This is a genomic window from Acinetobacter sp. YH12227, from assembly GCF_013417785.1.
Lineage (GTDB): Bacteria > Pseudomonadota > Gammaproteobacteria > Pseudomonadales > Moraxellaceae > Acinetobacter > Acinetobacter gandensis.
Window position 1 is genome coordinate 1 of sequence record NZ_VPDH01000086.1, and the last position, 12,966, is coordinate 12,966.

A 12,966-nucleotide genomic window follows, 5' to 3' on the forward strand; every position below is an offset into this window, starting at 1 on the left:
CTGGACAAAATGACTCCAGATGAGTTTTACTATGACCAGCTACCACAACAAAATAAGGTAGCTTAACTAGAGCAGAATATCACTTATAAATAAGCTTTTAGTTGTTCAAACAAGTGGGACCACCTCTATTGTCTGCCTTATATAGTTTTTCTAGAATCTCATGGTTGGCGAAGTCATAAAGTGATATTTCAAAATTATTGTGCAGATTTGAGTGTGACATTTCGTCAAGCAGCATCATTTTTCTTTGAATAATATTGGTTAAAAGCTTAGTACGAGCCATTTTATTTTCTCTAGGCAATACTTCTCTAGATCTCGTGAGATTACGAAATTAGAAGTAATTAAAATTAAAATCAGTGATAAATGAATTAAAAACTCATTAACTCAGAAGTATCTTTTTGCTAGAGAAAAAACAGATAGAAATAATATAAAGACGCATTTTAAACCTCGTTGATAGATTGTCGTTTGCCAATATCCTTTCCACGAGATGGAGGCAAACCAAATAGGGTGTGGAAATACCGCTCAACGAAACGGCCAGTCAAAGACTGCCCTACCTGGCTTACCATAAAAGCGCCATGTAGACACAAAAGAGCCACTAAAAGCGACTCTTTAGTTCGTTGAGTAACAGGTTTCCACGCCTGGTCACAGATTTTGCTGTAACATTTTTATCTTATGTGCATAAATTCAATTGGTCAAATTTTATGATCAATATTTAATCAATTGATTCAAAAATAATTACCTATATTTTTAGAGGCTTAAGAATACAGATAAGTATCTTATAATTTCTACAATATTTAGTTGCTGTAAACTGATCGCAATGAAACTCTATATATTTAAGCAGCGTGATTTAATAAAGGAAGTAGATTGAAACTGCAAATTTTATCTGATACTCACAATTCTAAATATTCAATATCAGAGCAAGCTGATGTCATTATTCACGCTGGCGATTTTTCTAATCGCTTAAGTGGTACAATTGAGTTTGCCGAAAAATGTAAATCTCTGAATAAAAAATTTATCTTTGTTTTAGGTAATCATGATTACTACAGCTCTAACTACAGTTCAGTCGTGAATTTCTTGAAAGAAAACTACCCAAAAAATGCACTAGTTGATGACAACCATATCAAAATTCAAGATAAAATATTTGTAGGTGGCACGCTGTTTACGAACTTTCGCTCCAATTCACCACTTACATCTCCTGAGGTACTTTTACAGTCCCAAAAAGATGCTGAACAATCGATTTATGATTTTGATCAAATCATGATTAGCAATGAAAATAGACCTATAACCGCCGATGACTACATAAAACTATTTAAAAAATATCATCAAAATATTTTGCAGTTTAGAGGGCAAGATCATGTGATTGTTATTACGCATTTTCCACCTCATTTAGCTTGTCTTGATCCATATTGGGGTACGCATCCTGTTGCATCAGCCCTCAATCCCTATTTTATTAATGACCTAGATGTAAAAGGCTTTAAGTTATGGATTGCAGGACATACGCATACATCAGTGGATACTGTAGTCGATGGATGTAGATTAGTGATCAATCCTTTGGGTTATCCACCAGAGCAAGGTAAAAATGGGTTTAGAGAAAATTTGATCATCGAAGTTTAAATAGATATATTTTTCTGAAACTTTTTTAAAGCGTCAGATAACTCGATTTTAAGTCTTGATGCTACATCTTGATATGTTATAATTTGTACATCAAAATGATGTACTTATTGGTGAAGAAATGGCTAATTTAGCAACTGAACGAATTAATGTTCGTTCAACAGCAGATGCAAAGAATGTGATTGAGCAAGCTGCGAATTTATTAGGCCTCAGTGTAAGTTCTTTTATGCTGCAATCCTCCTTTGAACGAGCAAAAGACTTACTTAAATCTAACCATGAGTTGAAAGTAAATAATGCTGATCGTGATATGTTAATGAATTTGCTTGAAAATCCACGCCCTGCAAACGATGAAATGAAGAAATTAATGAGTTTATTAGATGAGAATTGAGATTTTACAAACTCATCACCAAAGAAAATCATTTAATTGTGGGCAAGATGACTTAAATAAGTTCATTAAACAATATGCGTCCCAACATCAGAAATCAGGGACAAGTAAAACGTATGTTGCTGTTGATCATGCTTCAAATGTGATAGGGTTTTACTGTCTATCTAGTACCTCTATTGGATTCGATTTAGTAGATACCGTACTCACCAAACGCTTACCTCGTTATCCACTCCCTTGTGTTGTTGTAGGTCGCTTTGCCGTTGATAAAGTGACTCAAGGGCAAGGAATTGGAAAAGTGCTTTTAGCACATGCTCTCAAACAAGTTTCAAAAGTTGCTCAAATTATTGGTGTAAATTTTGTTGTAATACATGCAAAAGATCAAAAAGCGATGGAATTTTATCAGCGTTTTGGCTTCATTTCTTTAACATCAAATCCATTAACATTAATATATCCAGTGAATGAAATTCCTAATTTTAATTAAAGTGGTCTACTAGGAATACAAGTAACTGGCAAACTATGAATGAGAATTGGTGACAGACCTATCCAATAATCTGCAAATTTTTCAAGATCTTGCTCTTCAACATGCTGATATGAAGATGAACTATTCATTAATGCAGCATGAATACATTTTAAAACATCAGAGATGTCTATTACGAGCACAATGTAGTAAAGAGGCACATGCCCAAATACCATCATATGTTTCATATTCTGCTAGTCATAAAAACTTTGATAACGTACTTTCAACCCTGTAAGTTCAGTCGCTTTTTTTACAAGTTCTTCAGAATAGTCAATCGCATCTACGTAATAGCCCTTTTTTCTAAAAGCCAAAGTATCCCGACCTGAGCCACAACCTAAATCTAAAATGTAGGCATCATGTGCTAATTGCTCTAAAAAGGTTGGTATAGTGCTTCCATATCCACATTCAAGGTCGACTTTATAAATTGATCAGCCTGTTTATTGTAATAATCTATTGTTTTCATTCAGTTGGATACATCTCAGCCATGTATATATACGATATCAGAGTTCGCTTATCATTGAGAAACGATTTTAACCTACAACTTCAGCGACGATATCGCTCGTCCCTTTCTATATTGATTTATATTCAATACAGCTTGCCTTAGACACATTAAAACAATTCATTTTAAATGCTCAATTTTTCTTGCTGAATCGCATGTATCAACATAATAAACGCAATACAAAGTGTCGTATTTTTATTGTTTTCATTGATAAAGCTTAATTTCACTTCACGACTTTTTTGTGACTTATCCGGTGGATCATTATCAACTTTTAGCTGCGTATCCTCAGGGAGTAAATACTTCAGTCCCGTAATCAGATGTTGAATGGACCAATCGACACGTGGCCTATTTTGCTTATCAAAACGATATTGAAAATGAATAAAGTTTTTTCTCAGCTTTCCATGTTCAATTAAAATACTCAAGGCTTCTAAAACCTGATGTTGAACCCGCTTTGGCAGTGCTGAAATCTCTACGCATTGCTTTGCTTCAAAACCTTTCTTTAAGGCTTTTTCATATAAGGAGATGAGTTCATCTTCACTAAAATCCTCATTATTTTGAGGCTTTTTTACCGCCATCCACTTAGTAGCGAGCTTTTTACTGCGTAATACCCAATCATGGTCCTCATAAGCTCTATATTTAATGTAATCATGGATGATGGTAGATACAGATACATTTTTACTTATTTTAGGCTGAACAGGTTTAACTGAATCCACTTTTTTGAGTGCATAAGTGGCATGATAAAAATCGAAATACTGGCCTTTTCGTATTATATGATTAAGATCCACAATTTCTGTGTTAGCACTTGTTAAGTCATTTTGAAGTATCAGTTTGATCGTGTCCCGATGAATTGTACAAGGCAAATGATAAATTCGATCTATCACCAACAAATCCAGCACATGTAGATAGTGAGATGCTGTTTGCTCTATGTTTGCATGCCCCATCCAGTCAGCTAGTAACCGCCACTTATGCTGTATGACAGCTTCATGCTGAATTGCAGTTTCTCCAAATAAATGCTGACGCATGACTTTACACCGGCTCCAAGTGTAATCCGTATAGGTCATGATCATCTCTTTTGAGCCTAACCAAGCGATTGCTAAATGATTCGCGGCACTATGTCTAAAGTTATGGAAAGTATAACCATGCCCTTCACCCAATATCTCATCAAAAATCACTTGGGTCATTTCACTAATATAAGCTTCACTTAAAATTTCGCCATCTTGGGCAAAAATCAATTTGTCCGCATGATTAGTTTTCGCTGGATTATGTGTAATACATTGTTTTAGATATTGCTGTACCAATGCCAACTCTTCATCGAGCATGACGGCGTTCAGATCAAGCTGACGCTTTGCGTTTTGGCTTTTGAGTTTCCGATAAACATTGTTACGTAAATTAAAACGGATCTGCACAGGTTTGGTCAGCGTATCATTACGCCAAATCAGTTCAGGACAAATGACCTCTGCCAATGTAAGTCCCCTAATTTCATTCAATCGCATCCCCAAACGAAATGCGAGTAAATACATGAGCTGTAGCTGAAAAAGATACGCTTGCTCTTTAGTTGTTTGACATTTTTCAATCTTTAAACTTAGTACCTGTTTAAGCTGATTGAACAATTTTGGGCTAATTAATTTGGCATGACAAAATTGTACACGATGATAATCATTGTATTGAAAGGTACCGACCTTAGGGACACGGTATTGTTTCATACAAAACTGATGAAATGCTTTAAGTCTGCCAAATGCATACTGTGCACGTCCGTGATTGGCCTTAGGATCAGTCTCACGTTTGGCTTGATCTCGATCATCAATACTATCTAAGATAGCGTCGTACAGTTCCTCACAATCTTCTTGATCCATGTTATCTATATCACCTGGGAACATATAGACATGGAATAAGTAATCTTTAGCGATACTACTTAAATACCGCTCGATACTATTGAGTTTCATCTTTTGAGACTTAAGATGAAAAATCCAACCCAGTAGCCTGAGCTGTGCTTCTATTAGATTTTTTTCATACAGGCCAACGTGAGGCTTCTTTTCTTCTAGTCGCTTCTGAATGCTTGTCCATCTGATCCATTTCACACGTTCACTTTTACGCTGCCGTTTCTGACGCTTATCAACTTCAGTCTGATCTTTTTCAAATAGCATCAATTCAAATGGAATTTCTTTGAGTTGCTGGTGAGCTGTAATTAAGTCTGGTACCGCCTTTTCTGTCTGTAGTGGTATATACCGCTCAATATGTGTTAACTGCGTCTGCAAGATGTTGTGATCTAACCATGCTCTCGCCTGATCAATAGGTGTTAACGACACCGTTTTGAGACGACCTCGCATAACCTCGCTTAAGCACATATCTAAGCCCGAATAAGAGTCAAGCTCAATGGCTAAGTTTGAATGATCAAAAGGTGTAAGTGAACGAAGCTCTGCTAACTGTTTATCATTACGGCGTAGTAGTTTTTTCAGACCTACGAACTGATGACTCAGATCAATTTCTTTAGGTAATTTCCCTAATACAGTAGAGATAGACTCCAGAACATATCGTGGCATCTGCTGATTCAAGGCTTGAGAGCCATGCTGTTTTATCCCTTGTATAAACAACTGTGCATAGGGATTAAGCCAAATATAACGCCACTGATACACCTGTCTATTTTCGATTTGATTACCATAAGCACGCTGTGGTACTCGATAATGCAGTGCGAGTGGTTGGATGATTGTTTTATATCCAGCATGATAAAGTTTAGTACAGATTTGGAGTTCATCTTTGACAATAGCGTTGACCAGGGTATTACCAATTGCTGTTAATTGACTTAGATCAGTACAGCCAGAGCAGTACATCAGACTTAAATAAAAATTCCCCCATAACCATGCCGGAGTAACTTCATCCTTGTATGGACAATTCCAATAGGATTTTAAGGCTATAGCAATATGATAATGTTTTTGTCCTTGCCGAAGATGTGATTCAGTACTACGAAGTTGTCTGGGTATAGGTTCTAGAAAAGTAGTTTTAGGCCATACTTTGATTGGATACGCATTCTTTGCTTGAGATAAATAGGTCTGACGCAAAGATAAAAAATATTTTTCAATAGCTTGAATATACGGTTTTTGAGCATCTTTCCGAGTAAATTTCTTCTGCTCTAAAAAACAAATAAATTCATCATAAAACTCGTACCACAAGCTATTTAGTGTGTTATCTAATAATTCAGGTCGGTCTCTTAAACTCTTAATCTGACTTTTCATTTCGGCAAATACAGAATCAACCTGAACCTGAATTTTTTGAATCAATGACTCATCTATACTCATGATAAGCCCTCAGATTGAAGTACTGAAATGTATGACAGATGCTCAATCTGCAATTGCTTAATCATGCGATCAATATTTTGGGTAAATTGATTGATATATTGTGGTAAAGATGCAGATGAATAGCGATAAAAGAGCTCCTGATTACGCTGATCATGCCCATAAACTGCTTGTATGACATTAAAAGCCAAACCTTGCTTCATCAACATATTCATATCAAAGTGTCGTAGCCAGTTATTATATAAACTGCTGAGTTGATGACCTTCAATATAGTCATTAATCCAACTTCGGTTAAGCGCAGCAATCTTAATTTTCTTACTTGCCCATTCCTCAGCAGTGGTCGGTAACGATTTCGGGTAATGGATCACTTGGCCAAACAAATCTTGCAATGTAATCTTTTTCCCAAACACAAATCGGAGGAGCTCTTCATACTGCTGAGTGACCGTATTTAAAAATTGCGTATAACGTTTAAAAGCTTGGATAAAAAATGCTGGGAGCGGTATATAGCGACCATCTTTTCGTGATTGACTGTTTTGCTTATCATCTACATACAACAACTTTAGTTTTAAATCGTAGTCACTATACTTTCCTAATAAGTTTTCCCGAGGACGGCGTGTTAAACACAATAAGCTGATATGCCACATCCAAGCACTATAGGCATTAATTCGCTCAATTATATGTTGATGTATCTGTATTTTATCAACGCAAATGGCATGTAATCGTGTAAAAAATTGACCAACATAATTTTGATTGAGTGCTAATTGGCTACCAAAACGTGATATAGACGCAGGTTCATGTTTAACAAACTGCTCTTTAAGCATTTCAATTTCTGTTTTCGTTTCTTCAACACTGAGTGTCTCTAAGTAGATCAAATAATGCTGATTCAATTCCGATGCGCTCACACCATTGTAGAAACTACTCGGTAGCTCATGGGTGCTATCTTTGCCCGATAGCACATGGGCAATATATTCATTAAAAGTACGGTGAAAAATATAGAAATACAGCTGGGCTTGGAGTTTCTCAACAGTAATTGAACCTAGCCCCTGATTCTGAGTCCATTTTTTGAGTCTTTGATTGATCTCTTGTACTGTAAGTACCTGTTGTGATCCATTCAAAATAAGATATTCAAACCAACTGCTTGATACATGGAGATCATGCGTCACTGTTTTATTCAGTTGGTGAATCTTTAAAGTTTCAACTTTTTGTTTTGTAATATCTAAATGTAATCTGAGTCGATACTCCGGCTTTTTAGAACTACCACCTTTAATAAGCACTCCCTCATCAATCAGTTGTTTATATTGAAGCAAATGCCTTGGTGATAAACCCGTCGCTAAACTCAATAAGCATGCTGCTGCAATCGCTGAATCTTGAGTAGGAGCATTATATAACTCACCCTTCAAAATATAGATAAGATGTTGAATCACATCTTTGCTCATGTAATTTGTGTTGGTTACAAACGGTTGTAGACGTCTTTGACGATGCCTCATCAAATGTTCACTATGATTGTTCAATACTGTATTAAAACGAGCTGTAGATTTAGATGTTGTATGTACAGCAATCCCCTCATCTATAAATTCAACATCTCCATCATCAGCATAAAAGATCTCCTGTCGAGCTTGAATATATGCTGGATATCCTTTAATAAGCTGTCTTTGTTCTCTCTTCTTTTGGAAACTTCTTAATTTTTTCTTTGTCGGCCAATCTGAAATTTTTATTTTTTTACGACGCGAGCGTTTTACAATCCTCCCTTGTTTTAATCGTTTAAAGATAATTTTTAAGTCATTTATATAATTTAGCACCTTAGTTTGAGTGAACTCGGGCAATTTTTGATTTATTTTATTCTTAAGGAAACTCTCCCAGTCACTCGTCACCTTGTCCTGTTCGAGTTCTAACATATATTCTATAAAGTATTCTAAGAGCCTTTTACTCTCGTATTTTAAAAAACTTTCTTCACTTTGTTGTAGAATTGATTTTGCAATATATCGAAATAAATCAAAAATTTCTTTTTGTTTAGCTTGGGAATCTGGGATAACGGCTAATTTTATATAAAGCGCTTCAACAAAATAACTCGTTCTCAAAATGAGGTATGACCATCCAGCATGGTCTAATACATCACCCGAAGCAAAAAAGCTTAAGGCCGCAACTCGATATTCTTCACCCAGTTTACGCGCTTTAATTATCTCGTGAAAAACCTTATGCGCAGTTTTTCCAAAATCACTAAAAGTCTGCTTATCACTTTCATCTAAATCATCAAATACAGCATGCGAAATAAACTTTATTCTGTACTCTTGGTATTGTGTTAAAAAGAGATCTTGTCTCCGTTCTCTCTTTTTCTGAACTTCCATTCGTTCACTCTTGCTCTGCATTGATTAAAGTTGAAATCTCGATCATACCAAGCTGCTTCTTAGAACATTTCTCCATGACTTTTTGTCTCGTTTCATCGTTACGTATGTCAAAAAATTGAAGTAGTAATGGTGTAGTGAGTTCCTTACGTGTATTAAAAATTTCTAATGCCATTTTTGAATCGATATATTTTTCCATATCGCAAATAAGCTGAATCTGCGGAATATATTGGACATTTGCACGTACTGCCCTATCTGTTTTCAAAAGTTCTAAAATACGATGCCAGAGTTTTACATAAATTTTTTTTAAATTATTCTGCTTACTCTTGTTGTTGCCCGGCCTGATTTTTTCTAGTTGTTTCAGCTTAGCTTTGATGTATTCCAAGTCTTCTGTTTTGGTTGAGAAGGGTAGAACAAATTGATAAAAAAATACGAGAGTTTTTTTTATCGTTTGATCAAAACTCATGACAAAATTAGCTCAAAATATTAATACAAATAGTTATAACACTTTTTCTATTTTTTATTTCACAAATCAAAATAAATTTAGTAAGCATTTGTAATAAAATATCTTTTTAAATTTTATTCTTCCATTTTTTTATAGTTTTTAGTTATTCGTTGTGGTTATCAGGCTGGTATGCGAGATGCCGAAGCCACTGCACAACTTCGTCCAGACCTCAATGAAACAGAGGCTTTTATGGCAGGACCACAAATGCATGGTATTCGCGGGATGGTACAGGTCGAAGTCAATACACTTCAGCTGAGCCATCTCAACCATGAGTTCTATGCCGACTTTAACTGGCGACATTCCTTTGAAGGTGAAGTTCACCTGAGCGAATTTGGTAAATCCGATGAACCTGCTTGCTGGCTACAACTTGGTTATGCTTGTGGATATAGCAGCTATGTCATGAGACAAACCATTATTTATCAGGAAACCCAATGTATTGCCCAAGGTCATGATCATTGTCGGATCATTGGTAAACTCTTAATCGAATGGGAAAATGCCGAAGAACTTGTACAATTTATGTCTCCTGACCCTATATCGGACGAAATCATTGCATTACGCGCTGAATTGAATCAACTAAAACACGATATTTATACTCGTGCCGAGGTCGACTACAGCATGTTTAATGCGGTCGGAGAATCTGCGGCTTACCGCAATGTCTGTGACCTCCTCAAAAAAGCGGCTGGCAGTAAAGTCGCCGTACTCCTGTCTGGGGAAACAGGTGTTGGTAAGGAGGCTTTTGCACGAGGTATTCACTATGCTAGTCCACGCAAAGATAAGCCTTTTATAGCAGTTAACTGTGCTTGTATCCCACATGACCTGATTGAAGCTGAGCTCTTTGGCGTAGAAAAGGGGGGCTTTCACAGGAGCAGTCAGTCAACGAATAGGTAAATTTGAACGTGCCCATCAAGGTACGATTTTTCTGGATGAACTGGCTGAGTTATCCCCTCGTGCCCAAGCAGCCTTATTACGAATGCTGCAAGAAGGTGAATTTGAACGTGTAGGCGATTATCAGACCCGAAAAGTCGATGTTCGAGTCGTAGCTGCCACCAATGAAGATTTGGAATTAGCTGTCAAAGAGGGTCGATTCCGTGCCGATCTGTATTTTCGCCTGAACATTTTTCCGGTACGTATTCCGCCATTACGCGAACGGCGGGAGGACATTCCTCTGCTGGTCAGTCATTTTCTTAAACGCTTTGAAAATATCTATGACAAAAAATTAAAAGGTCTTAGTGACAAAGCCAAACATTACTTTATAAATTACAATTGGCCAGGCAATATCCGTGAATTAGAGAATGTGCTGGAACGCGCAGCACTACTCACAGATGATCAACAAGAGATTAAACTACGTGATTTATTTCCAGATGTTGTAGCCGCTGAGGCAATTAGCTATCGGGAAATATTCCCTTCCAAATCATTTAATTCACAAAAAATTGCAGAACTATTTACTCCTGACTTTTCATTAGAACATTATGAACAGCAGATTATTTTACAAGCCATGCAACAGACTCAAAACAATGTCTCTGAAGCAGCACGTATACTCGGCATTAGCCGGGCAACATTGGATTATCGCTTAAAGAAATATAGGGCCTTATCGTAAGGCCCTATATTTCATACCCAAACACCCTAAACTTATATTACTGCGTGCTTTTTTAACCGATATTCCAGTGCACTGCGTGTTATATTCAAATAGCGGGCAGCTTTGGAAACATTACCTCGGTATTTATTTAATGGCGTCTGTAAAATGGTCAATTCAACATATTCCATATCCACCTGTTCTGAGCTTTGCATTAGGTGCTCAATTAGCTGATTTAAATCGCTTTTAGTCACAATGCCCTTAATTTCATTAAATTTATGTTTATTCTGGCTTAGGAAATCCTGAATGATCTGTTCTTCCAGCATTAAATCTTCTAAATCAAGTGCCGTATTATTGGACAAAAGCACCGAACGTTCCAAGATATTTCTTAATTCTCGTATATTTCCCGGCCAGTCATAGCTGTTAAAAAAGGCATACACTCGGTCACTGAAGCCATTAAATGTCTTGTGATACTGCTTCTCAAAGAAGTGGATATAGTATTCAACCAGCAGATTGATATCTTCACGGCGTTCTTTCAAAGAAGGAATCAGAACTGGATAGGTAGCTAAGCGGTAATATAGGTCACTACGGAAACGGCCCTCTTCCACTGCTTTTTTCAGGCTTTCATTGCAAGCCACCATCACTCAAACATTAGTTTTCCGGGTTTTAGTATCACCTAACAGCTCAAACTCGCCAGTTTGCAGTACACGTAGTAAAGTGATGTGTGCTGATAAAAACGGAAACTTTTACTTGGTAAATGGCTTTGTTGCACAAACCAGAGGTGGTTCCACTTGTTTGAACAACTAAAAGCGTATTTATAAGTGATATTCTGCTCTAGTTAAGCCACCTTGTTTTGTTGCGGTAGCTGATCATAGTAAAACTCATTTGGTGTCATTTTGTCTAGACTCGAATGAGGTCGTTTCAGATTATAAAACTCAAAATATGCACTCAATTGCTTTTTCGCATCTGTGACACTGCTATAAGCTTTGAGATACACCTCTTCATATTTAACGCTCCGCCATAATCGTTCAACCATCACATTATCTACCCATCGACCTTTACCATCCATACTGATTTGAATGCCATTTGATTTCAATACATCAATAAATGCATCACTGGTGAACTGACTGCCTTGGTCTGTATTCAATATTTCAGGTGATCCATATTTTTCAATCGCTTCATTTAAAACCGAAATACAAAAATCCACCTCCATACTAATCGATACCCTATGCGCAAGTACCTTGCGGCTATGCCAATCAATCACAGCACATAAATAAACAAAGCCTTTTGCCATAGGGATATACGTTATATCCGTAGACCACACTTGATTACTGCGCTGAATAGCCAACCCTTTGAGCAGATATGGATATTTACGGTGAGCTTGATTAGCCTGGCTTAAATTTGGTTTGCAATATAACGCCTGAATACCCATTTTCTTCATTAAAGTACGTGTATGACGTCGTCCTATATGATGTCCTTGACGATTCAACAAATCACGCATCATACGACTGCCTGCAAAAGGATATTGCATATGTAATTCATCAATACATCGCATCAGCTTCAGATCTGATGAGCTAACAGGTTTTGGGCGATAATAATAACAACCACGGGAGACTTTCAGCAGCTTAGCTTGCTTAGATACTGAAATCTGAAGTGAGTCGTCGATTAACTTTTGTGGTTGAAGCGGCCCAGTTTCTTCAACACACCTTCTAAAAAATCAATTTCTAATGCCTGCTCACCGATTTTTACATGTAACTTTTTAAGATCAATGGGGGGTTCTGATGGAGTTTTTGATTGATCGAAAGCTTGTGAGGAAGCTGAGATCAATTGATTTTTCCAGTCAATAATTTGGTTTTGATAAACATTAAACTCAGAACTCAATTCAGCATGTGTTTTTTCTGCTTTGATCGCAGCAAGTGCTACCTTAGCCTTAAAGTCGTTTGAATGATTTCTTCTTGGTCTACGTGCCATAAAATACTCCATATATTGATGTTTATAACATCATTTGAGGAGCAGAATATCAATTATAGGAGTTGTTCAAATTTCCGGATCCATCTCTGTTGAAATGAACGTTCAATATAACTGTTTTACTAATTAAAGTTATAAGTGGTTTCTTTAACTAACCCGAATTACGGATAAGAAAACCGCTTGAAAAAAAGATGGTTAGAGCCATTTAGAAAGTTACTACACAAACCAAAGACTCTAACCACCATGTTTGATTTTACAGAAATCTTCTGTGCCATTGAT

Annotated in this window: 8 protein-coding genes and 2 pseudogenes; 4 read left to right on the forward strand and 6 right to left on the reverse strand. The window is 36.6% G+C overall.

Annotated features, from left to right (window positions below; translation table 11 throughout):
• Positions 1-861 precede the first annotated feature (861 nt).
• The 3 genes from FTV09_RS15185 (at position 862) to FTV09_RS15195 (ending at position 2,474) form a co-directional block, all read left to right on the forward strand.
• Positions 862-1,611 carry a metallophosphoesterase gene (locus FTV09_RS15185; protein ID WP_019383650.1) on the forward strand — a complete coding sequence of 250 codons (750 nt, stop codon included), beginning with the start codon at positions 862-864 and terminating at the stop codon, positions 1,609-1,611.
• A 118-nt stretch (positions 1,612-1,729) separates the two neighbouring features.
• Positions 1,730-1,996: a DUF1778 domain-containing protein gene (locus tag FTV09_RS15190; protein ID WP_026094019.1), complete on the forward strand. Its 267-nt coding sequence runs from the start codon at positions 1,730-1,732 to the stop codon at positions 1,994-1,996.
• Positions 1,986-2,474, forward strand: coding sequence for a GNAT family N-acetyltransferase (locus tag FTV09_RS15195; RefSeq protein ID WP_019383654.1), 489 nt, complete (start codon positions 1,986-1,988; stop codon positions 2,472-2,474). Before FTV09_RS15190 ends, FTV09_RS15195 begins: the two co-directional genes overlap by 11 nt.
• A 165-nt stretch (positions 2,475-2,639) precedes the next feature.
• Here the strand turns inward: FTV09_RS15195 and FTV09_RS15200 are convergent.
• From FTV09_RS15200 to FTV09_RS15215, 4 genes and pseudogenes are all read right to left on the reverse strand, one after another.
• Positions 2,640-2,973, reverse strand: a pseudogene (locus FTV09_RS15200) (class I SAM-dependent methyltransferase); the annotation flags it as partial.
• A gap of 161 nt (positions 2,974-3,134) precedes the next feature.
• Entirely contained in the window at positions 3,135-6,302 is a 3,168-nt protein-coding gene (locus FTV09_RS15205; protein WP_180058785.1) for a site-specific integrase, read from the reverse strand.
• Positions 6,299-8,644 (reverse strand): hypothetical protein, encoded by a 2,346-nt coding sequence (locus FTV09_RS15210; RefSeq protein WP_257222913.1) that lies wholly within the window; start codon positions 8,642-8,644, stop codon positions 6,299-6,301. Before FTV09_RS15210 ends, FTV09_RS15205 begins: the two co-directional genes overlap by 4 nt.
• Positions 8,645-8,648: 4 nt before the next feature.
• Positions 8,649-9,107: a hypothetical protein gene (locus FTV09_RS15215; protein ID WP_111861093.1), complete on the reverse strand. Its 459-nt coding sequence runs from the start codon at positions 9,105-9,107 to the stop codon at positions 8,649-8,651.
• Positions 9,108-9,251: 144 nt separating this feature from the next.
• On the opposite strand from FTV09_RS15215, the pseudogene FTV09_RS15220 reads away from it, so the two are divergent.
• A pseudogene (locus FTV09_RS15220) lies at positions 9,252-10,743 on the forward strand (sigma 54-interacting transcriptional regulator); the annotation flags it as partial.
• Between the two features lie 32 nt (positions 10,744-10,775).
• Here FTV09_RS15220 and FTV09_RS15225 read toward each other — a convergent pair.
• Together FTV09_RS15225 and FTV09_RS15230 are read right to left on the reverse strand one after the other, a co-directional pair.
• Positions 10,776-11,360 carry a helix-turn-helix domain-containing protein gene (locus FTV09_RS15225; RefSeq protein WP_130132456.1) on the reverse strand — a complete coding sequence of 195 codons (585 nt, stop codon included), beginning with the start codon at positions 11,358-11,360 and terminating at the stop codon, positions 10,776-10,778.
• 197 nt (positions 11,361-11,557) lie between these two features.
• Positions 11,558-12,702, reverse strand: a protein-coding gene (locus tag FTV09_RS15230; protein WP_180058787.1) for an IS3 family transposase whose coding sequence is annotated in 2 segments (ribosomal slippage) — positions 11,558-12,438 and positions 12,438-12,702 — 1,146 coding nt in all. Because the reading frame shifts where the segments join, the coding sequence is not laid out codon by codon here.
• Between the last annotated feature and the right edge of the window lie 264 nt (positions 12,703-12,966).